Here is a 21,709-nt window from a genome sequence, read left to right on the forward strand (position 1 = left end):
TACGGACAACATAGGGAACGCAACCATGTCTCAAAAAAGCAGTTCCGTTTTTGGCGCCATGCAGCCCCATGAGCTCATGCTACAAGCGCTTGCGCGCCTAAGCCCGAGAAATCTCGCCCATAACCCGGTGATGTTCGTGGTCGGGGGCGGCACGGTCATTTCGTTGATCTACACCGCTCTCGCGATGGGGCAAGGCGACCCATTCGGAGTCAATTTGGCCGTCACGCTCATCCTGTTGGCGACCGTTTTATTCGCCAATGGCGCCGAAGCACTGGCCGAGGCACGGGGGCGTGCACACGCTTCGAGCCTGCGCACCCAGCGCGATCAGCTCCAGGCGGAACGACTACGCACCGGCGGTGACAGCGAGACCGTGCCCGCCAGTGAATTACGCCGTGGGGACCATGTCCGTGTAACGGCGAATTCTTTAATCCCATGTGATGGCGAAATCGTGGAAGGCGCCGCCACCATCAACGAGTCAGCGGTCACCGGCGAATCAGCGCCGGTGCTACGCGAGGCCGGCACCGACCACAGCGGGGTTAGCGCTGGCACCAGCGTTTTGTCCGACGGGATCGTGATCAAGGTCACTGTTGACCCGGGCAACAGCCTGCTCGATCGCATGATCGCCCTGGTCGAGAGTGCAAAACGGCAAAAGACGCCGAACGAGATCGCTCTGACTGTCCTGCTGGCCGCGATGACGCTGATTTTCCTGTTGGTCGTAGCCAACCTCGTGCCGCTCGCCGATTTTCTCGGTGTGACGGTGCCTGTCCCGGTGCTCGTGGCCGTGCTTGTCTGCTTGATTCCGACGACCATCGGTGGCCTGTTACCAGCGATTGGCATCGCGGGCATGGACCGGGCAATGCGGGCGAACCTGGTCGCCAAGTCGGGCATGGCCGTGGAAGTGGCCGGTAATATCGATACCTTATTGCTCGATAAAACCGGGACGATCACGCTCGGCGATCGTCAGGCGACGGAATTTCATACGGTCGGGGCCACCGCCAGGCAGCACCTGCTGGACGCGGCCTATCTCGCTTCGCTCGCCGATCCCACGCCCGAAGGGCAGTCAACCGTCAAACTGGCGGCGGATCAGGGTGCCGAAGCAACCAATGGCGACCATGACGCGTTCATCGAGTTCTCCGCCGAGACCCGGTTGTCGGGTGTTGATCGCACCGATGGCACGCGCATCCGCAAAGGGGCGACCGACGCCATCCAACATTTTGTCGAGGAAGGCGAGGCGACATACGATGCGGAGGCCGACCAGATCGTGGACCGAGTCGCCCGCAGCGGCGCAACGCCACTGGTGGTAGCCGACACCACCGGCGTGTTGGGTGTGATCGCTCTGTCGGATGTCATCAAACCCGGCATCGACGAACGCTTGCGCAGTCTATCCGAGGTCGGGGTGCGCACGGTCATGATCACCGGTGACAATCCACTCACCGCTGCGGCGATTGCGGCGGAAGCGGGCGTCGACGACTACCGGGCGGAGGTCGCTCCCGAGGATAAGCTCAATCTTATCCGTGAGGAGCAAACAAACGGGCGCTTGGTGGCCATGATGGGAGACGGCACCAATGACGCGCCCGCACTCGCACAAGCTGATCTCGGACTAGCCATGAATGCGGGCACTCAAGCAGCCCGTGAAGCCGGCAACATGGTCGATCTCGATTCCGATCCGGGCAAGCTGATCGAGGTCGTCGAAATCGGCAAGCAACTGCTGATTACGCGCGGCGCTTTGACCACGTTTTCGCTGGCGAATGACGTGGCCAAGTACTTCGTCATCCTGCCGGCGATCTTTGCGGCGAGCATCCCGGCACTGGGTGCCTTGAACATACTGGGCATGGCGACACCGACCTCGGCCGTGTTGGCGGCGGTCATCTTCAATGCGCTGCTGATCCCAGCGCTCGTGCCGTTCGCACTACGGGGCGTGCGCTTCAAACCGCAGTCGAGTGCTGGCCTGCTTCGGCGCAATATGTTGCTCTACGGGTTGGGCGGACTCGTACTGCCATTTATCGCCATGAAAGCAATCGACCTCGTTTTAGGCTTGGCCGTCTGAGGAGGATTCACATGAACGAGTTTGCATCCAACCACACACCGGATTTCAACACATCCTGGATCCCAGCACTGCGCGCGGCGCTGGTTCTAATGGTGCTCTGCGGTGGCATATACCCTGCTATCACGACCATGATAAGCGGCACGCTTTTCCCTTGGCAGTCGACTGGCAGCCTCATCGTGCGCGATGGTCAGCCGGTCGGCTCGGCCCTTGTAGGGCAGCCGTTTGTCAGCAATCGCTACTTCTACGGACGACCTTCGGCCGCCGGTTATGACCCGACCGCCGTATCGGGGTCAGACTGGGCGCCGAACAACCCCGAGCTTAGAGCGCGTGCGGACAAACGCTCGGCCCAGATCGCTGCACGTGAGAACGTGTCGCGCGCCGATATTCCGGTCAACCTCATTGCCGCATCCGGATCAGGGCTCGACCCGCACGTGTCACCGCAAGCCGCCTATCTGCAGGCCGAGCGTGTCGCCCAGGCGCGCGACATGCCGGTCACCGAGGTGCATTCGGCGATCCAACGCCATATCAAGAAACCGGTGCTCGGGGTTCTCGGGGACCGCCGGGTGAATGTTCTTGAGCTCAACCTGGCGCTGGACACCAGCAGCGGGAACACCTAAGTATGCCGGCACAATCGGATCATCCGCGACCGAACCCGGACGCGCTGCTCGCGGGCATGGATCGCGAGCAGCGTGGTGGGCTCAAGATATTCCTCGGTGCCGCGCCCGGTGTGGGCAAAACCTACGCGATGCTTCTGGCCGCCCGCGAAGCCCAAAAGGAAGGCCGTGACATCGTCATCAGCGTAGTCGAAGCACACGGGCGAGCCGAAACCGAAGGCTTGTGCGCCGACCTCGAGCGCGTGCCCATGCAGTCAGTGCCGTACCGGGAACGCGAGTTCGCGGAATTCGACCTTCAAGCAACGATCGAGCGCAAGCCGGACGTCGTGCTGGTCGACGAGCTGGCCCACCGCAACATTCCCGGTACGCGCCATCCGCGACGCTACCAGGACATCGAAGATCTGCTCGACAACGGCATCGAAGTCTGGACCACCTTAAACGTCCAGCATCTCGAGAGCCTCAACGACAGTATCGCGCGCATCACGGGCGTGCGCATGCGCGAAACCGTGCCCGATTCAATCCTGGAACGGGCGCGCGACATCGTACTGATCGATCTCAGCCCACGCGAGCTCATCGAGCGTCTGCATCAGGGCAAGGTATACGTGCCCGAGCAGGCACGTGCGGCGCTCGACAACTTCTTTAGCATCTCCAATATCACCGCATTGCGCGAAATGGCGTTTTCGGCGGCCGCGAATCGCGTGGATGCCGATCTGCGCCAGGCCATGCAACAGCAGGGCGAACAGGGACCATGGCCCGCCCGCGACCGACTGGTCATAGCGATCGACGGTCGGCGCAATTCAGAACAGGTGGTGCGAGCAGGCAAACGCCTTGCCGAACGATTGCAGGCGCCATGGACGGTCGTGTACGTCGATACGGGACGCGTCCGCTATGCGGCGGCACAGGAGCAGATCGACCGGGCGTTCAGCCTGGCCGAGCGCCTTGGCGGTAACACCGCCGTACTACGCGGCAACGCCATCGACAAAGAACTTGTCGCATTCGCAACCGATCAAAACGCGACCATTCTAATGCTCGGGCGCACCCGCGAACGCCTATGGGCCGGCATTCTGGGCCAGACGCTCACGCAGAAACTGCTGCGCCACAATCGCGATTTCGAAGTCATGGTTGTGGGCGGCGAAGCCGAGCCTCCGCCAGCCGCGCGCAGGCGCTGGGAGCAACTCAAAGAAGAGATGCGCCTTACAGCCGCGCGCCACTACGCGTTCGCGCTCGCAGTCGTGGCTGTATGCGTGTCCGTATCACTCGGACTTGAAAGGCTGCTGCCGCTGCCGCTCGCCAACCTGTCACTCGTGTTCCTAACCGGCGTGCTCGTGGTCGCTGCGCGCACCTCGCTAGTACCTGCATTGACGGCTTCTGCGGTCAGTTTTCTCGCCTACAATTTTTTCTTCACGGAGCCACGGCTCACGTTCGCCATGGTCCCACAAGCGGAGATCGTGACGGTCGTGTTCTTCCTGATCATGGCGGTTATCGGCGGTAACCTGGCCGATCAGCTACGACGGCAGCTAGCAGCCCTGCGTGCCACGAACGAGCAAACACGGATCATGCTCTCGCTGAGCCAAAAGCTGGCCTCGGCCCCCGATCCGGCCGCCGTACACGAGATCGCAGTCGATGCGATCGCACGCCTCCAGCATGTGCCAACTTGCTTCGTGGTCGAAGATGACACCGATAATGACCTGCACATCACCGTTTCCGAACCAGAGGGTACCCAGCTCGATGCGAAGGACCATGCCGCTGCGGGCTGGGCCCTGCGTCACCGCAAGGCCAGCGGCCACGGCACGGACACACTGACGAAAGTCCCTTGGCGGTTCATTCCACTGGTCGATGAGAACGCCAGTCATGGTGTGCTCGGGGTACGTCTGGCCGACCGACCGCTTGGGGCCGGCGGCGAAGAACTGCGGATGCTCGATGCACTCGTCCACCCGATCACACTGGCGCTCGCCCGAACGGCCCTCAACGCCAATCTCGAGCAAGCGCGCGTCGCGGAGGAAACCGAGCGCCTGCGCTCAGCATTACTGTCATCGGTGTCGCACGATCTGCGCACGCCGTTGTCATCGATCATCGGCGCTGCTTCCACACTTCGGGACTGTGAAACCGAGCTGACAGCCGATAACCGACGCGAACTCATCGGGAGCGTCGTCGAGGAGGGACAGCGCCTTAATCGCTACATTGGCAATCTGCTCGACATGACGCGACTGGGTCATGGCGGCATGAAGCTACAGCGTGACTGGGTCGCGCTCGGCGACCTGGTTGCCGCGGCCTTGCGCCGGACGCACGACTTGTTCTCGTCGGTGAACATAACGCGCAGCATTCCCACGGATCTACCGCTGCTATACGTGCATCCAGCATTGATCGAACAGGTCCTCGTTAATGTGCTCGAAAACGCTGCGCGCTTCTCACCCCTGGACGGCGAGGTCCGCATTGCCGCCCGTCAGGACAATGAGGATTTGCTGGTCGAGATAACCGATCAAGGCTGCGGCATCCCGCCACAGGATCGCACCCGCATTTTCGACATGTTTACCTCGGGCGAAGGCAGCGATACCGAACGTCACGGCAGCGGGCTAGGACTGGCGATCTGCCATGGCATGGTCGGTGCGCACGGCGGCGTCATCGAAGCTCAGGAAGGCCCGGGTGGCCTCGGTACGACGATCGCCATTCGCTTGCCACTTTTCGACCCGCCTGAAACGCTCGACGACACGGTCAATAATGACGACGCATAACGCCGCTGATACGCGACCGGGCGACCGGGTCCTCGTGATTGACGATGAAGTTCATATCCGTCGTTTCCTTCGCATCGGGCTCACCAGCCGGGATTACCAATTCATCGAAGCCGCGAGCGCCGAGGATGGACTGGCACAGGCCGCAACCGCATCGCCGGACTTGATCGTCCTCGACCTAGGTTTGCCAGCGCGGGACGGTCACGAGGTGCTGGCCGAACTTCGAGGCTGGTCCTCCGTCCCGGTGATCGTACTATCGGTACGTGATCACGAGACCGAGAAGGTCAAAGCACTCGACGGCGGCGCGAATGATTACGTTACCAAGCCGTTCGGGATGAATGAGATGCTCGCCCGGATCCGCAATCAGCTACGCAGCGCCGGTCGTCACCAGGAAGACGAAGGTCGCTACGACGACGGGTATCTCGCATTTGACATACCGGCACGCCGCCTCACGGTCGGTCATGCGGAAACCCGGTTAACGCGGAAGGAATTCGCCGTGCTGCGAATGCTCGTCCAGAACCGCGGCCGGGTTGTCACCCAGGCCCATCTGTTGCGAGAAAACTGGGGCGGCACCCACAGCGAGGACACGCATTACCTGCGCATTATCATCCAAAGGCTGCGCCAGAAACTCGGCGACGACCCGACCGAGCCACGCTATGTGTTCACCGAACCCGGCGTAGGGTATCGGTTCGATCCCCAAATCGATGCGGACTGACTGCGACGCTTTGCCGCCCCTTTAGGCTTTCGTATGGCCCCAGGGCGCCGCATCACGATGACGCGCTGCCGACGCCGATCCCATAGCCAACTAACTGCCGCCGAGCGCGGTCCGAATCGCCAGCGTGTGGAACATCCACTGGGTCAGCGTAATGGCGATAAAGAGCAACGGCACCGTCATCACGAACGAGATGGTGTGCCAGATGCGGCTTTCGTGTATATCCAGTTTGAACAACAGATAGAGCTGGATAACGATGGCCACGAAACCGATGATCGAAAGTTCGAGCAAAGCGCCGACAAGTGACAGATCGGCAAAGACCAGAATCAGCGCCGCCAGGGCCATGAGACCAAAACCAATGACAAACGCCGCGAGATAGCGTGGCGCACTGGCGACTTGGACCTCAGCATGATCGAGCGGGTTGTGGTGTTGCTCGGACATCAGGCCACCCCCAGCAAATAGACGACAGCGTAGACACACAGCCAGATCGAGGCCTGGAAGAACCAGAAGATACGCAGGTTGATCAGACGCGCGACGACAAGCTCACTAAAGCCTTCAGTCGCAACCTGAAGCCACATGATCAGCATCCAGAGCAAACCGAACGCGACGTGTGCCGCATGCGCGAGCACGATGGTCCAGTAGTCGGAAAGAAAACCGCTGACAGAAGGCAAACCACCGCGCTCAGCAAGGTCAACGAAAGACCCGACCTCGACGCCGATAAAGGCCAGCCCAAGGATAAACGCGCCCAGCATCCAACCCAACACACCACGGCGGTTCGCATGTTTCAACGAGACCATCGCCAAGCCGAAGGCCAGAACGCTACCCAGAATCAGACCAGTCGGCCATAGCGCCTGCAACGGCTCGATGACGGACTGCGCGGTGAAATGACTGCCCGCATAGGCTCGGATATACGCTCTGTGGGCTACAAACAGGCCCGCGAATATCATCAAATCGCTCATCATATAGAGCCAAAAGCCCAGTGAGCGCAGGCCGATCGTATCGTGGTCGTCGTAACCGTACGCCCAGAGCGAAACGTTCCGCGGCTGACCGGACGACTGCATTGATTCAGTCATTTCCGACCTCCTCGATCATGGCCCATCGGCATCTCACCCCACCTATGCATCAGCCCGACATCCTGCCGGCATGCGCGTTGTCGCCGGGCGCCGGGGCCGGCTGTCGCGCCACTTCGTCATCGCGCACCGTGAGCCTGTCTTTTTCGATCCGCTCGACCTCTGCCGCGGGTACCGTGTAGTCGATATCACGTATACAGCCACGCACGATTACCGCGATGACGACGCCGACCAACGACACGCCGGCCAGCCACCAGATACGCCAGACCATGGCAAAGCCGAACACGAGACCGAGGACACAAAGCAGCGCCGGAATCGCACTGTTTTTCGGCATGTGGATCGACTCACAGGTGCCAGTATCCAGGCTGGTTAGACCATTTTCACGACGCCAGGCCCACTCGTCGCGCTCGTGCACGACCGGCTGCACCGCAAAGTTGTAAAACGGGGGCGGCGTATGTGTGGCCCATTCCAGGCTGCGCGAGGTCTCCCAAGCGTCCGGGCCGGTCACGCGGTTCTCGTGGCGATCGCGGATGCTGACGTAGAGCTGCAACAGAAACACCAGTACCGACGCGGTATACAGCACGATACCGACGACTTGGAACAACAACAGCGGCAACCAGGACGAATGGGCGATGAAGTCGAGCCGCCGCGTCATCCCCAGGAATCCGAGCACGTACATGGGTACGAACACGAACACCGAGCCGCCCCAGAACAACCAGAAAAACCAGCGGCCAAGATACTCATCGAGTTTAAATCCGAACATCTTCGGCCACCAGTAGGTAACGCCGCCGAAGACCGCGAAGACGATGATTAGAAACATGTTGTGGAAATGGGCGACCACGAACACGCTGTTATGCGTGACATAGTTGATCGCGGGAATCGCGACCATCATGCCGGTCATGCCGCCACCGATCAGAAGCAGGACGGCGGTCACAGCCCACAGCATGGGCGTTTCGAGCCGCACGTGACCGCGCCACATGGTGAACACCCAGTTGAAAACCTTAACCCCGGTGGGTATGCCCACCAGCATCGTCGCAATACTGAAAAACGTATTGACGCCCGCGCTCGCGCCCATGATGTAGTAGTGGTGTAGCCACACCAGCCACGACACACCAGCGATGGCCATGGTGGCAAATACCATGCTGACGTAGTTGAAAAGCGTTTTCTCTGAAAACGTGGGGATGATTTCCGAGATCATGCCGAATGCCGGCAAAACCACGAAGTACACCTCGGGGTGGCCCCAGAGCCAGAACAAATTGGTGTACATCATCAGGTTGCCACCGCCGTCAGCGGTGAAAAAATGTGTGCCGATGTAGCGATCGAGCGTCAGTAACGACACCGCGACTGTCAAAAGCGGAAATGAAGTCAGCGCGATGATGTTGGTGCCCAGCGCGGCCCACGAGAAAACCGGCATCCGCAATAGCGTCATACCGGGGGCGCGCATTTTCAGAATGGTCGCGATGATATTGAGGGCACCGAGCGTGGTGCCGATCGAGCTCAGTTGTATGGCCCAGATCCAGTAATCGACGCCTGGCCCCGGGCTGGATGGCATTTCAGTCAGCGGCGATAACCCCACCCAGCCGGCGTGTGAGAAAAAGCCAATGAACAGTGCGCCCATGATCAGCGCCGACGCAGCGACGGTAAACGCTAATCCGACCGCATTCAAAAACGGATAGGCCATGTCGCGCGCGCCAATCTGCAGTGGCACGAGGATATTCATCAGCCCGACCAGAATCGGCGTTACCGCGACGATGATCATGATCGTGCCGTGCGCGGTGAACACCTGGTCCATGTGGAACGGCGGCATATAGCCGTGCTGCGCACCCATGATGCCGGGCGAGCTCGTGCCGGCGGCCATGGCCTGATGCGTGCGGATCATGATGGCGTCGAAAAAACCACGAAACAGCATCACCAGACCGACAACGATATACATGATGCCGATCTTTTTATGGTCGACCGTCGTCAACCATTCGCGCCACAGCCAGCCAACGCGGCGGCTATAAACGAGATAGGCCGCGACCGCTAAAGCGCCCACAACGACCAGCACGAGCGCGAAGAAAATGAACGGGTTGGTGTACTCCATGTCGAGCAGCATGCCGAGCCGCCCGATCCAGGGATTCCAAGGGCCTTGTACGTCGACGAACATAAGCCTGACCTATTGGGTGCTGTGCTTGCGGAACTTCGCCGAGCCCATGTCCTCGGTCAGCTCCATCGGCCGTTCATGCGTCAGTTTGCCGCTCTTGACGCGCTTGATCACAGTCTCGAAAAGGTCCGGATCGACATGGTTGAAGGTGTACGTCTTATGGGCCGTATTCACCATCGGCTCGGCGAATTGCTGGAAGCGCTTGTAGGACAACGCCTGCCCAGTGGCTTGCGCTTTGTCGACCCAGCCCTGGAACTTCGCTTTTTTGACGACATGTACTTTGTAATCCATCCAGGAGAACCCGGGGCCGCTGAATTCCGTGGAAAAGCCGCGGTACGTGCCCGGCCGGTCAATCAGAAATTTTCGTTTGGTCCGCATGCCGGGCATGACGTAGATCTGGCCCACCAATTTCAGAATGTAGAAATCGTTGGTCACCGACGCCGACGTCAGACGCATATTAATCTGGCGCCCGACCGGCAGGATTAGCTTGTTCGCGAGCGCGACGTCCTGCTCCGGATAGATGAACAACCACTGCCAATCGGTGGTGATGACATCGATCTGTAACGGCTTGTTGGCCTGTGCAGCGGGGTTGGTTTGCAACACTCCCGGGTCGTAGGGAGCGACCGCATGCGCCCCTTCGTAGGCGTAATAGGACAACGCCCCGACAACCAGGAGCGGAACGCCCCACGCAAAAACCTCGATCAGATTGGAATGGCGAAACGATGGATCGTAGGTGCCATGCCCGCCGCGGCGATAGCGAAAAATCACCCAAAGCGTCAGGGCCGTGGCCGGTACTATGATGATGAGCAGCAGGACGACGTCGACGAATAGATAGTAGACCGACCACGTCGCCAGCGGGCCATTCGGATTAAAAATCCACAGCCAGTCTTGGCGCGCATTCGCACAGCCCGCGAGCGGCGCGAACAGAACAAGACCCGCTAGGCGCATCCAATGCATGGGCATGCATTTTTTCAAATGTCGACGCGGGCTGGATGATGCGCGCGGTCTAGTCATTGCGAGTTAAACCATTAATCGAGCTTCGTCAGTATACGCCTGTCGCAGGCATCGACACAGCTAGGGCGGCCTTGATGGGCCGGAGCATGCCCAATCTTTGATGGCCTCGCCGCGCTACCGCGACGGGCAGCGTATGGCGCCACGCGCTAATATCAACTGCCGGCACGATCGGGCGGTTGTGCTAGCGTTCCGGGAGTCGACATTCCAGGCAGTTATCACTGCTAGGCTTATAACAAGATTGGCAGCTAACATGAACATGCTTTACCTAAACCACAACCAATCACGACCGGACAACGTTCGCAGTCACTGCGGCCGGAAAGCATCATGACGCATTCAACCATCGACTGCTGGCTAACCGATATGGACGGCGTATTGGTCTCGGAGCACGAGGCCATGCCCGGCGCCAACGAGCTGCTCGAACAATGGCATCAAGCCAGTACCGAATTCCTGGTTCTGACCAACAACTCGATCTATACGCCGCGCGACCTGAGCGCCCGGTTGTCGCAGCGCGGACTCCAAGTACCCGAAGATCGCATCTGGACATCGGCCCAGGCCACCGCGACCTTTCTCGCCGACCAGATCCCCGGCGGCTCGGCCTACGTCATCGGCGAGGCCGGCTTGACCACCGCACTGCACCAGGCCGGTTTCATCTTGACCGACACCAATCCCGATTTCGTCGTGCTCGGTGAAACCCACGTGTATTCCTTCTCAGCGATCACTCGCGCGATCCGGCTGATCAACGCTGGCGCTCGCTTTATATCGACCAATCCAGACGTGACCGGCCCGAGCCCGGACGGTGTGCAACCGGCGACCGGGGCAGTAGCGGCAATGGTTACGAGCGCGACGGGCCGCCAGCCTTACGTGGTCGGCAAACCCAACCCGATGATGTTTCGCTCGGCGATGAATAAACTCGGCGCCCACTCCGAACGTACCGGCATGATTGGCGACCGCATGGACACCGATATCGTCGCCGGTATCGAAGCAGGTCTATACACCGTGCTCGCCCTGTCCGGGATCGCCAGCGAAGCCGACATTAAGCGTTATCCCTTCCGACCCAAGCAAATCATCAACTCGGTCGCCGACCTGGTCGATAACACGTAGGACACATCGTCGCAGTCGGGTCGGCATGCCGCGCCGAACACTGATTACAGCCACTTGAGTAGCGCCTAGGCGTGGTCCTATCGGCCGTTTGCTCTAGTCACCAGCTTCGGAATTCGCACACGCGTTGCACAAACCGTGCAACTCAATGATTTCATTTTCGGCGTGAAAGCCTAGCGTGCGTGCTTCGCGGGTCGCATCGGCATGCAAGCGTTCACTATGCATCTCGGCGACACAGTGGCAGCTACGGCAGATCAAAAACTGAGGCCGACCACAGCAGTTATCGGGTTCACAGCCGATAAACGCGTCGATTGACTCCAGATGATGAACCAAACCAGCCTGCTTTAGAAACTCCAGCGCCCGATACACCGTCGGCGGCGCCGCGCGCTCATTCTCGGCTCGCAATTGGTCGAGTAGATCGTAAGCCTTAGCCGGTTGGTGGTTCTGCCACACCAGTTCCAGAATGCGCCGCCGGGTAGCGGTTAGCTTCAGGTTTTGCTGCTCGCAGATGCGAACGGCACGCGCTACAGCCTCGCTCATGCAACGATCGTGATCGTGTCCCTGACTCGCGAACGCGACCGGCGTGTCGTCAGATTGTGGGGATTCTGAGCTCACTTTTTCACGTTATCACGTTGCCCAAGACAATCGCTGCAAAGCGTCGCCGCGATTCGTACAAGCCACGACGTCCGACCGTCGCGTGGCAACGCGTAACGCCAGCCCCATTAACAATGGAGCCAGCGTTGGAAGAGCGCGCGCACCACGCAAACGTATTCGGTCGGCGCCAACCGTTTATTGACCACATCAGAATATGGCCCGCTCGGGCGTTGATTATCAACCCCGCGAGCACCCGGTGACAAAATCACCGGGCGTCTCGAAGCCATGCTGGACGAGGCTCGACTTGCCGGCACCGCAACGGCCCGGCAGCAAGGTTGAGCGGCCTCGAGCGCATGGCGTTTGGCAAGGTCAACGACCGATAATCCAGCCCCAACGCGGCTGGATCAGAACCCGACTTGGGCCCGAACTTGGTAGATATTGGAGTCGTTGTCCGGCCCGTTCGGATAATCGGCGCTGGCGCGCACGTAGTTGAGATCGAAGCGGACGGCTTTATTCACATACCAATTCAACGCCGCCGTGTAATCATGCTCGCGCCCACCGGCGATGCCACCGTCATTTAAGTTCAGAGCATCGTAGCGAAATGCCACCTGCCAGGCGCCGTAGTCATGCTTGGGCACAATCCGGCCATACGCACCCGCGCCCGACTTGTAGGCCGACGCACGCGAATCGCCGGTTAGGAAGTAACTGGCCTGCACGTAGCCGCCGTCGGCGTCGAACGACGAGTCACGCCGCTCAACACGTTTATGGACATACTCACCCTGGGCGGCCCACGGCCCAAAGGCGGCTGTAGCCTGGACATCACCGGCAGCGATATTTTGGCCGTCGGTGATCGGCTTCAGCGAGGATCCCGCATTGCCCTGCGTGTGCGGCCCGAAACCAACCATTCGCTGGGCAGTCACGTGACTGTCCGGACGCGCTTTCATCGCCACCTTGTTGAAATCACCGAGGTGACGATACTGGCCAGCCAGACCCAGCATCACCAGTCGTTGTTTGGTGTGAATCGGTGTGAGCACACCACGTGCCACAACACCAACACCGGTGTCCTGGTCCGGATTATCGGTGACCTTGTTCGTGAAAACGCCTGCCTGAGCAGTGTAAAACGGACTGTGCGACGCAGCCTGAATACCGACTCGGCGCTTGGGCACGAGCGCCTCATGCATCAGGCCTAACTCCATGAACGTCGCCTTTCGCGCACCGTTTAGAAACTGCAGGGAGAACGGCTGCTTGAAGTTACCGAGTTTGACGGTGACGGGTTTGAAACCGCGATACTGCACGAACAGATCCTGCAGTTTCTTTTTACCATCGTTGGTGAAATCAACCTGGAACTTATAGCCCCAATCGGTAAACGCTTTGCCCTTCACAATCAGCTTGGCATTGCGAACACTAGTGCCGTTGCCGAGTTGTGCCTGATCATCATCGAACACGGCGCCATCCAATTGCATAAAGCCATGCAGGCCGATTGCAAACCGATTATCCTGAGTTTTTACACCCAGGCCGCCATGTGGACTAAACGCAAGTTGCGGCGGATCGACATTATCGGCCGCCATAGCGGCACCGGGCGCCAGTACCGCCAAACCTAGTACCGTATGCAATAACCGTCGACCCGAGCGGTACATCGACTGTGCCCGAGCGGGACGGTCCCTATTTTTATGATACGTTATAACGTTGTTTTTTAACTGACTTAATTTTTTAATCAACATTTTATTCATCTTCTTAGATTAAATATGAATGACGCGGTCACCGACGAACGATTCGCCAGCGACCGTTATGTAGCCGCGGCTCGCGAGAGCCGCGTCAACCGTTGTCGCACCGCTAACGAAGTGGTCAGCCAGCTCAAAGCAAAAAAGCCAAACGACAGCGATGCGATACAGGACGTTGCCGGCACGTTGACGTAGTAGGAGATCGTCAGCCCCGCCCAACATTGCACCAAAGCCAGAACCACAGTTAATGCCAGCCCGCGGCTCGTCCGCGCCGTCCAGGCATGCGCCGCCGAGGCCGGCCCGACGAAAATCGCGAAACTCAACAGCGCACCGATTACCGGCACAGAGACAGCCGCCATCGCCGCCACCACAAGCAGGAATAATGTGCCGATAAACGTCACAGGTACACCCCGTGCCCGCGCCGCCGGCGCATTCAAACTGGCAAAGCGAAGCGGCCGAAACATGGCAGCAAGTGCCACAAGCACAATCACCGAGACACCTGCGATCGTATAAAGCTGCCCGTCGCTGATTCCCAGCACGCTACCGAAAAGAATACCGATCGCAGCATCTGCATTGGCGCTGTAGAGATTAACGAACAAAATCCCCAGCCCCAACGAAAACATCAGGATCATACCGACGCTAATATCACGCCGACCGATATCCTCACCGGATGCGGCCATCAATAGTGCCGCACCAATCACGAACACGAACAGGCCGGCCAACGGGTCAACGCCAACGAGCGAACCGCCAGCCGCACCGGCAAAACCGATGTTGCTCAGCGCATGCGCGGCAAACGCTTGGCGTCGCAACACGATGAAATAGCCCACCAGCGAGCCGGCGATCGCGATACACGTCACCGCCATGTAGGCATGGCGCATGAACGCCATTTCAAATGGCCCCAACCCGGTCATGATGCCACCCGCTGCACTGACTCGAGCGGCGTCACCTCTGGCTGGGCGCCGTCTTGCTGCGTATCGCGCATGACGAATATCTGGCCACGCTCACGCACGACATGCATCGGCACACCGTAGAGTTCAGTCAACACCTGATCGGTAATGATCTCGTCGACGTGGCCAATTCGGCCCTGACAACACGCAAGATAGAGCACATGGTCAGTAACGCCGACAACTGGATTGACATCATGCGTGGAAAACAAAACACTTATGCCGTAAACGTCACGCAAGTGCGCCGCCAGCTCCACGATCTCATGCTGCGCAGCCGGATCGAGCTGAGCCAAAGGCTCATCCATCAATAGCAAACCAGGCTGGTTAACCAATGCCTGGGCAACCATAAGGCGCTGGCGCTGCCCCCCAGATAGAGCCGCCAGCCGACGCTGACCGAGCGACTCAGCACCAATCGACGCCAGCGCTGAGTCGACTGCACGCGCTACGGCGCGCGGCCGCAGCGGCATCCCCCAGCGATGACCTCGATACGCAGCCGCCACAAAATCGCGGCCCAAAAAATGGGCATCACAGCTCAACTGCACGGCCTGTGGCACATAGGCGATGCGTTGACGAGCACGCGCCGGCAACTGATCCAGCACACGAACCGAGCCAGCATGTGGCTCAACCAGCCCCAACAAGGTCTCAAAAAGCGTCGTCTTGCCCGCCCCGTTGGCGCCAACCAAAGCCGTAAAGCTAGCGGCCGGCATCTCGAACGAAAGGTCGTTCAAGATGCGCACACCACCCTTACCAACGGTTAAACCGTTGGCAATAATTGCCGATTGCTCATTGGGTGCACTCATGTATCGCTTCCGTAACGACCAAAAACTCTATCTCTTGGCCCTCGCTGGGCACCACGCCACCGCCCAATCCGGGTTGCGTGTTGCGTTAGTTGATTGCAGGTCAATTTTGTATGATTCACAAACGCCTGCTGCTATCGGCGGTTTTCAATAAAGTTGGCAACGAACGGTTAAAAATCCCGATGCAAGGCCTTAAGGCCCTGCATCGGGTAACGCAACAGCCAACCAACCAAAGATCTTAGATACCACCATAACGTAATAACGTATCTAAACTATGCTTTTAGTTAGCCGGCTCCTGGGTGCTGACCACACCTCTTTTTATTTAAACCCGATCGGTCACCCGAACGCTAGGCTGCGTTATCGGCTTTCTCGAGTGCCTTTTCGATCGCCTTCAACTGTTCGATCTGCCACTCCGCATAATTTTCACCATGCAGTGGTATTGCACTGACGCCGACTACCGGGACGCCGTTGTCCTTAGCAGTTTGAATCTGGTTTTTAGTCAATCGAGAGTGAACCTGCACGTTATAGATCAAGAGACTGACTTTGTGATTTTTCAAACCACTGATAAATTTCTTGACCTGCTTCGCGCTAGGCCGACTACCATGCATCGAGGCGAACTGGATGTCGTGATACAGCACGTTGTAACCGAGCAGGTTCAACATATAGTTGTACACCGGCACAGTCGCGGTCACCGTCAAGTTTGGATGCGACGCGATCAGTTTCTGTATATGCTCGTAAACTGGCAGCAACTGCTCACGGAACTGAGCCAGACCATCCTGGTAGGCGCTTTTATGATCCGGATCAATCTCCGCCAGCGCCGTAGCCACATGGCTGGCCGTAGCTAGCATGGCTTGCGGCGAATAGAAAAGATGCGCATTGTCATCCCGCATGACCATGGCGCTGCCCGCCTCGCTAGCTTTGACGACGCGCCGATCCGATGCCTTGCTGCCCTCGAGCAGCGGATCCAACCAGCCATCGAAGCCTTGGCCGTTCATAACCACCAAATCAGCCTGGCTGAGCTGGCGGCCGATCTTCGGGCTGCTCTTAAACTTATGTGGATCCACATCTGGGCTATCGAGCAGTGAGCTGACATCAACATGATCACCACCGACCATCTTGACCATACTGCCGTAGCTACTCTCAGCAGCGATAACCGACACAGGCTTGGCAAATGCTGCCGGCGTGGCAACAACCGCGCCGAACGCCGCGACCCAAAGCGTTAACAACAACCGCCCTATGTGTGGACGAGTGAAGAGCTGCATCCAATTCTCCATTATTTCATTATTAGTACGTTATACTATAACAACACGATACATGCACATCAACAGACGCCAATTGCGTCTCGGCAATCGAGACGCCTAGACGTACGTGGCCTTTATTAGATCTTGCCCCAAGCCAGATAGCAGCGCACCCCAAAATGGCACATATGCCGCGCACACCTATTTAAGCGGCACGGGGCGCAGCCTGTTTTATTAGGCGATAGGTTTATGAGTTTCTTGCGCGCCCTGTCTCGCGCTAACGCGGCGTTTTTCTCGCACGCTATCGAGCCGCAGTTTAGGGCTGTTGATCCACCGCCCAAACAGATCGACCGACTCTTGATTGGTGCGCCCGGCAGGATTCGAACCTGCGACACCCGGCTTCGGAGGCCGGTGCTCTATCCAGCTGAGCTACGGGCGCTACGCGACAAATGGTACGCGCTGGTCAGGCCCTGCGTCTACGTGTTTTCGCCGGCGCCCAGCAATGCCCGCAGGCCAGCGAGATTCTGTTCGCTTTGCGCAGCGTCCGCGTTCGCGGTTTTACCATTGCGATTCTGCGGCCAATCAAGTTCGTCCGCCGGCAAATCGTCCAGAAAACGGCTGGGCGTGATGGACGTCGTTTCGCCGCCACGCCGGCGTTCCCGCGCATAGCTAAGCGATAACGACTTGCGCGCACGGGTAATGCCGACATAGCACAGCCGACGCTCTTCGGCCAATTTTTCTTCATCCTCAACGCATGAGTGATGAGGGAGCAGCCCTTCTTCGAGACCGGACAGAAAAACATGGTCGAATTCCAACCCCTTGGCCGCGTGTAGCGTAAGCAACTGCACTTGATTGTCAGCCCCGGCATCATCCTTATTGGCATAATCCAATAGGCTCAAGCGCCGCACGACAGCTTCCAGCGAACACGCCTCACCTTCAGACCGGGCGTCGAGCTGGCCGAGCCAGGTCAAAAAGTCATCGACGTTGGCGATCTTGCGCTGTGCGCTTTTGGCATTGGTCGCGCTCTCGCGCAGCCAGTTGCGGTAATCGATGTCGCTAACGAGTTCCCCAACCAGTTGACGGGCCGGCCCGGACTCGCCGCGTGCCGCCGTATCGGCGATCCATTCGGCGAACTCGGCCAGCCGCCGGCCGGAACGCTCCCCCATGCCGCCGGTCATACCGATACTGCGCGCACAGGCCAGCAAGCTACGATGGCGACTAGCCGCGTAGCGCCCGAGTGTTTCCAGCGTAGCCGGACCGATTTCGCGCTTCGGCAGATTGACGACACGTAGAAATGCCGCATCGTCGTCGCCATTGACCATCAATCGCAAATAGGCGACCAAATCGCGGATTTCGGATTGCTCGAAGAAGGAGCGTCCACCGGACACGCGATAGCCGATGCTGCGCTCGCGGAGCTCTTTTTCGAACGCCCGCGACTGATAGTTGCCGCGGTAGAGCACTGCGTAGTCACCATAGCGGTTGCCGTGGCGCAGCCTGTGTGCGGACAGCTCGGCAACCACACGCTCGGCCTCACCCGCTTCGTCTGAACAAGCCAGGACCCGCACCGGATCCCCCGCGCCGCGCGCGCTCCAGAGGTTTTTATCGTAGACGCGCGTGTTGGCACGAATCAACGCGTTGGCGGCGGACAGGATACGCCCGACCGAACGATAGTTCTGCTCCAGCTTGACGACTTTTAAGTTCGGATAGTCCCGCGAAAGCCCTGCGATATGACCAGGTTCGGCGCCCCGCCAGCCATAGATCGACTGGTCATCATCACCCACCGCGGTCAGCGCACCACGGGGGCCGACCAGTAGTTTCAAAAGCTCGTGCTGCGCGGTGTTCGTGTCCTGGAACTCGTCGACAAGGATGTAGCGAAACCCGTTTTGCCAGCGCTCGCGCGCATCCGGGTGGTCGCGAAACAATTGCACCGGCAACCGCAACAGGTCATCGAAATCGACGGCGTTGTAGGCGGCCAATCGCCGTTGATATTCACGGTAGGCATTGGCCGCCGCGGCATCGCCACCGGGTTCGGCAACGGCTCCTTCCGGATCGACTAACGCAGTTTTCCAGGCACTGATGGCCGCGCGTGTGCGCTTGCGCGCATCGACATCACGGCCAACGAGATCGGCCAGAATACGATCACTATCCTCGGCATCAAAGATCGAGAAACCGCGCTTCAGCTCGAGAGTGTCAGCCTCGGCACGAATAATGGTTACGCCGAGACTATGAAACGTTGCAACGTTCAAGCCCTGCGTATCGGTCCGTTTAGTGGAGCTGGCGACGCGCTGTTTCATCTCGCGCGCGGCCTTGTTCGTGAAAGTCACGGCCGCGATCTGATCGGGCCGATAGCCGCGGTCTAGCAAACGCGTGATCTTGGCGGTGATGACACCGGTCTTGCCCGAGCCCGCACCGGCAAGCACCAGAAGTGGACCAGCCAGGTACTCGACAGCCTCGTTTTGTTCCGGATTGAGTTGCCGCGTGCTCATCGGCGGCGCATTCTAGCAATGAAAATAGCCGGCCCCGTTATAGAGCCGGCCACCGACAACCTTCTCTGGAGGGATCCAGTTGTTCGTCATTAGCGCCGCCGTCACCTATACGCTGGCATTGAACCAATGGCGATTTCGGGCCGCGTGGGGTCGAGCCGTTTACTGCGATAGCAGTGAATCCGCCTGCGCTAAACCGCGACGCTAATATTGTTAGGTTGCCAATTTCCCAATTTGTTCCGCGATGACGTGTTCGATTTTCATCGAATTCCTATTGCCGGTCCATTTGTCGATAGCCCACCGCCTCGGCAACGTGGTTGGCACCGATTGTTTCGGCACCGGCTAGATCGGCGATCGTTCGCGCCAGACGCAGGATACGATGATAGCCGCGCGCCGAGAGATTCAGTGTCTGGATCGCGCGATTGAGCAATTGACGGGCGTCATCGGCCGGACGACACACCGCATCAACGGTCGCGGCATCGAGTGCGGCGTTGTTGGTCGTCCCACGCCGAGTGGCCGACATACGCGCTGCTTCGACGCGCTCGAGCACTGCTGCGCTGGCTTCGGCCACGGTATCGTCTTCACCGACCAACGACTCGCGCGGCACCGCGGCTACACTTAGATACATGTCGATTCGGTCCATCAACGGCCCCGACAGCCGCCGCCGATAACGGCTAACCTGGTCCGGCGTACAGTGACAACGCCCGGATGGATCGCCGAGATAACCGCAGGGGCAGGGGTTCATGGCTGCGATCAACTGGAACGTCGCCGGATAACGCGTCTGACGTGCCGCGCGCGAGATCGTGATTTCGCCGGACTCCAACGGCTCGCGCAGCACCTCGAGTACGCGCCGGTCGAACTCCGGAAGCTCATCCAGAAACAGACAACCACGATGCGCCCGTGTGATCTCACCAGGCCGCGGGCTCGAGCCACCGCCGACCAGCGCCACGCCCGACGCCGTATGGTGTGGATCGCGGAACGGGCGCTGGCCCCAGGTCGCTGGATCGAAACCTGCACCGCTGATCGAGGCGATACTCGCCACTTCCAACGCCTCACTGCGCGACATCGGTGGCAAAAGCCCCGGCAGTCGGGCCGCCAGCATGGATTTACCAGCCCCGGGCGGGCCAACCATCAACATCGAGTGGCCACCCGCCGCTGCTATTTCGAGCGCGCGCTTCGCTTGGGCCTGGCCACGGACGTCCGCCAGGTCGGGAACCTTGCCGCCGACGGCACCGACCGTAACCGGCTCGGGACGTGTCAGCATCGCCGTTGACTCATCTGCATTCAACGCCGCGACAACGTCATGCAGATGTTCGGCCGACGCTACCCCCGTAGCGTCGGCCAGAGCCGCTTCGGGCCCATTGTCGGTCGGCACAATCAAGCCGCGGCCGGCTGCGCTCGCCGCCAGCGCGGCCGGTAGGACGCCACGCACCGATCGCAGCTCGCCCGACAGCGAGACCTCTCCCAGAAATTCGAAACGTCTCACCCCAGATGCGGCGACCTGCCCCGAAGCACAGAGAATGCCCAGCGCGATCGCCAGATCAAAACGTCCGCCTTCCTTGGGCAGATCGGCCGGCGCCAGGTTGACGGTGATCCGCCGTGTCGGGAATTCGTAGCCGCTGTTGGTGATCGCAGCGCGGACACGATCCTTACTTTCCTTAACCTCGGCTTCGGGCAAGCCGACAACGGTCAGTGCGGGCAAGCCACTGGCCAGATCGACCTCGACACCGACACTCTCGGCCTGGAGTGCATTTTGCGCCCGGCTGTAGACGGTCGCTAACGCCACGCGCGGAGCACCGGCCGAGATGACACGTCAGTCGAGCAGCGCCAAGCGCCGGCCAAGCAGCAGCGCGCGCCAGCATCCAGCCTCAGTCATCAGCATGCCTGGATTTTTGATCCCCGCTGGTGGCCATTTCGGCCTCCAGGGCATCGAGCTTGGCGCGGGTGTGTTCGAGCATCCGCCGGCTGGCCTCGAATTCGGATCGTGGCACCAGATCAAGCTTACCAAGCTGTGTTTGCAACAGCGCGCCCGCGTTTTTTTGGACCGACGTCCGTAACTGGGTCAACTGCGGCGGCACAAACGCGTTAATACGATCAGCAAGCGTATCGAGTCGGATCATGATTGCAATCTAGATCAGATGATTGGTAAGCGCAGTCCTAGGATACTGCGCCGCCCGATAAACGCAATGCGAGCCATACAGCGATTCAGCTTACCGCACCACTCCGATTGCAAAAAAACGGATATGGCACAGCTTCTGTATTGATGAGCCGCGCATCAAACGCGTGACAACGGTCCACATTGGCTGAACCAGCTTAGTGCAACCAGATACCCGGCGCCCAAGTCGACCGCACGTTCCTAGTGCAATAACCGAGCCAAGCCTTATACGGATACGCGTACAACGTCGGCGGTCCGCACACCGGCCTTTTCTGGCATGAAACATGCTTGATTAACCGGTGAATGGGTCGATTACACACAACGTGGCGTCAACCGGATCAGCCCTGGAC

Annotated in this window: 17 protein-coding genes and 1 tRNA gene; 5 read left to right on the top strand and 13 right to left on the bottom strand. The window is 59.4% G+C overall.

From position 1 onward, the window contains the following. The first annotated feature begins 25 nt into the window (after window positions 1-25). The 4 genes from kdpB to HKX41_07425 are packed head-to-tail and all read left to right on the top strand — an operon-like array spanning window position 26 to window position 6,105. Window positions 26-2,047: a potassium-transporting ATPase subunit KdpB gene (kdpB, locus tag HKX41_07410; protein ID NNC23983.1), complete on the top strand. Its 2,022-nt coding sequence runs from the start codon at window positions 26-28 to the stop codon at window positions 2,045-2,047. Window positions 2,048-2,058: 11 nt separating this feature from the next. Next, complete coding sequence (gene kdpC, locus HKX41_07415; protein NNC23984.1) at window positions 2,059-2,664, top strand: potassium-transporting ATPase subunit KdpC; 606 nt, start codon at window positions 2,059-2,061, stop codon at window positions 2,662-2,664. A 2-nt stretch (window positions 2,665-2,666) separates the two neighbouring features. Continuing rightward, window positions 2,667-5,393, top strand: a complete 2,727-nt coding sequence (locus HKX41_07420) for a sensor histidine kinase KdpD (protein NNC23985.1) — start codon at window positions 2,667-2,669, stop codon at window positions 5,391-5,393. Next, window positions 5,380-6,105 (top strand): response regulator, encoded by a 726-nt coding sequence (locus HKX41_07425; GenBank protein NNC23986.1) that lies wholly within the window; start codon window positions 5,380-5,382, stop codon window positions 6,103-6,105. Before HKX41_07420 ends, HKX41_07425 begins: the two co-directional genes overlap by 14 nt. A gap of 90 nt (window positions 6,106-6,195) precedes the next feature. On the opposite strand, the gene HKX41_07430 is transcribed toward HKX41_07425, so the two are convergent. From HKX41_07430 to HKX41_07445, 4 genes are read right to left on the bottom strand one after another with little or no spacing between them, the layout of a single operon-like run. Then, window positions 6,196-6,543 (bottom strand): hypothetical protein, encoded by a 348-nt coding sequence (locus HKX41_07430; GenBank protein ID NNC23987.1) that lies wholly within the window; start codon window positions 6,541-6,543, stop codon window positions 6,196-6,198. After that, complete coding sequence (locus tag HKX41_07435) at window positions 6,543-7,175, bottom strand: cytochrome O ubiquinol oxidase (protein ID NNC23988.1); 633 nt, start codon at window positions 7,173-7,175, stop codon at window positions 6,543-6,545. The genes HKX41_07430 and HKX41_07435 overlap by 1 nt, the downstream gene beginning before the upstream one ends. A gap of 49 nt (window positions 7,176-7,224) precedes the next feature. After that, the gene (locus tag HKX41_07440) at window positions 7,225-9,318 is read right to left on the bottom strand and encodes a cytochrome o ubiquinol oxidase subunit I (GenBank protein NNC23989.1); all 2,094 of its coding nucleotides are present in this window, start codon (window positions 9,316-9,318) and stop codon (window positions 7,225-7,227) included. Between the two features lie 9 nt (window positions 9,319-9,327). Further along, window positions 9,328-10,278, bottom strand: a complete 951-nt coding sequence (locus tag HKX41_07445) for a ubiquinol oxidase subunit II (GenBank protein NNC23990.1) — start codon at window positions 10,276-10,278, stop codon at window positions 9,328-9,330. Window positions 10,279-10,650: 372 nt separating this feature from the next. Here HKX41_07445 and HKX41_07450 point away from each other — a divergent pair, with 372 nt between their 5' ends. Beyond that, window positions 10,651-11,430 carry an HAD family hydrolase gene (locus HKX41_07450; GenBank protein NNC23991.1) on the top strand — a complete coding sequence of 260 codons (780 nt, stop codon included), beginning with the start codon at window positions 10,651-10,653 and terminating at the stop codon, window positions 11,428-11,430. A gap of 93 nt (window positions 11,431-11,523) precedes the next feature. Here the strand turns inward: HKX41_07450 and HKX41_07455 are convergent, their stop codons facing one another. From HKX41_07455 to HKX41_07495, 9 genes are all read right to left on the bottom strand, one after another. Continuing rightward, window positions 11,524-11,967: a transcriptional repressor gene (locus HKX41_07455; GenBank protein ID NNC23992.1), complete on the bottom strand. Its 444-nt coding sequence runs from the start codon at window positions 11,965-11,967 to the stop codon at window positions 11,524-11,526. Window positions 11,968-12,425: 458 nt separating this feature from the next. Continuing rightward, a complete protein-coding gene (locus tag HKX41_07460) occupies window positions 12,426-13,589 on the bottom strand; it encodes a hypothetical protein (protein ID NNC23993.1) in 1,164 nt (387 codons plus the stop codon). A 218-nt stretch (window positions 13,590-13,807) separates the two neighbouring features. Beyond that, window positions 13,808-14,629, bottom strand: a complete 822-nt coding sequence (locus HKX41_07465; protein NNC23994.1) for a metal ABC transporter permease — start codon at window positions 14,627-14,629, stop codon at window positions 13,808-13,810. A gap of 20 nt (window positions 14,630-14,649) precedes the next feature. Continuing rightward, a complete protein-coding gene (locus HKX41_07470; protein NNC23995.1) occupies window positions 14,650-15,486 on the bottom strand; it encodes an ATP-binding cassette domain-containing protein in 837 nt (278 codons plus the stop codon). Window positions 15,487-15,830: 344 nt separating this feature from the next. After that, window positions 15,831-16,745, bottom strand: a complete 915-nt coding sequence (locus HKX41_07475; protein ID NNC23996.1) for a zinc ABC transporter solute-binding protein — start codon at window positions 16,743-16,745, stop codon at window positions 15,831-15,833. A 338-nt stretch (window positions 16,746-17,083) separates the two neighbouring features. Continuing rightward, a tRNA-Arg gene (locus HKX41_07480) sits at window positions 17,084-17,160 on the bottom strand. A 37-nt stretch (window positions 17,161-17,197) separates the two neighbouring features. Then, entirely contained in the window at window positions 17,198-19,207 is a 2,010-nt protein-coding gene (locus tag HKX41_07485) for a UvrD-helicase domain-containing protein (protein ID NNC23997.1), read from the bottom strand. Between the two features lie 268 nt (window positions 19,208-19,475). Continuing rightward, on the bottom strand, window positions 19,476-20,990 hold the full coding sequence (locus tag HKX41_07490) for a YifB family Mg chelatase-like AAA ATPase (GenBank protein ID NNC23998.1): 1,515 nt from the start codon (window positions 20,988-20,990) through the stop codon (window positions 19,476-19,478). Between the two features lie 82 nt (window positions 20,991-21,072). Continuing rightward, window positions 21,073-21,324: an accessory factor UbiK family protein gene (locus HKX41_07495; GenBank protein NNC23999.1), complete on the bottom strand. Its 252-nt coding sequence runs from the start codon at window positions 21,322-21,324 to the stop codon at window positions 21,073-21,075. Window positions 21,325-21,709: the final 385 nt, after the last annotated feature.

This window comes from Salifodinibacter halophilus (assembly GCA_012999515.1).
In the GTDB taxonomy this organism is placed as follows: Bacteria; Pseudomonadota; Gammaproteobacteria; order Nevskiales; family Salinisphaeraceae; genus Salifodinibacter; species Salifodinibacter halophilus.

What these genes read in the sequence shown, in the direction of transcription:
- HKX41_07465 (NNC23994.1), bottom strand. Translation starts at nt 14,629, where the DNA reads ATGGCGTTCATGCGCCATGCCTACATGGCGGTGACGTGTATCGCGATC.
- HKX41_07475 (NNC23996.1), bottom strand. Translation starts at nt 16,745, where the DNA reads ATGCAGCTCTTCACTCGTCCACACATAGGGCGGTTGTTGTTAACGCTT.
- kdpB (NNC23983.1), top strand. Translation starts at nt 26, where the DNA reads ATGTCTCAAAAAAGCAGTTCCGTTTTTGGCGCCATGCAGCCCCATGAG.
- HKX41_07420 (NNC23985.1), top strand. Translation starts at nt 2,667, where the DNA reads ATGCCGGCACAATCGGATCATCCGCGACCGAACCCGGACGCGCTGCTC.
- HKX41_07425 (NNC23986.1), top strand. Translation starts at nt 5,380, where the DNA reads ATGACGACGCATAACGCCGCTGATACGCGACCGGGCGACCGGGTCCTC.
- HKX41_07430 (NNC23987.1), bottom strand. Translation starts at nt 6,543, where the DNA reads ATGTCCGAGCAACACCACAACCCGCTCGATCATGCTGAGGTCCAAGTC.
- HKX41_07485 (NNC23997.1), bottom strand. Translation starts at nt 19,207, where the DNA reads ATGAGCACGCGGCAACTCAATCCGGAACAAAACGAGGCTGTCGAGTAC.
- HKX41_07460 (NNC23993.1), bottom strand. Translation starts at nt 13,589, where the DNA reads ATGGCGGCCGATAATGTCGATCCGCCGCAACTTGCGTTTAGTCCACAT.
- HKX41_07470 (NNC23995.1), bottom strand. Translation starts at nt 15,486, where the DNA reads ATGAGTGCACCCAATGAGCAATCGGCAATTATTGCCAACGGTTTAACC.
- HKX41_07445 (NNC23990.1), bottom strand. Translation starts at nt 10,278, where the DNA reads ATGCCCATGCATTGGATGCGCCTAGCGGGTCTTGTTCTGTTCGCGCCG.
- HKX41_07435 (NNC23988.1), bottom strand. Translation starts at nt 7,175, where the DNA reads ATGACTGAATCAATGCAGTCGTCCGGTCAGCCGCGGAACGTTTCGCTC.
- kdpC (NNC23984.1), top strand. Translation starts at nt 2,059, where the DNA reads ATGAACGAGTTTGCATCCAACCACACACCGGATTTCAACACATCCTGG.
- HKX41_07440 (NNC23989.1), bottom strand. Translation starts at nt 9,318, where the DNA reads ATGTTCGTCGACGTACAAGGCCCTTGGAATCCCTGGATCGGGCGGCTC.
- HKX41_07495 (NNC23999.1), bottom strand. Translation starts at nt 21,324, where the DNA reads ATGATCCGACTCGATACGCTTGCTGATCGTATTAACGCGTTTGTGCCG.
- HKX41_07455 (NNC23992.1), bottom strand. Translation starts at nt 11,967, where the DNA reads ATGAGCGAGGCTGTAGCGCGTGCCGTTCGCATCTGCGAGCAGCAAAAC.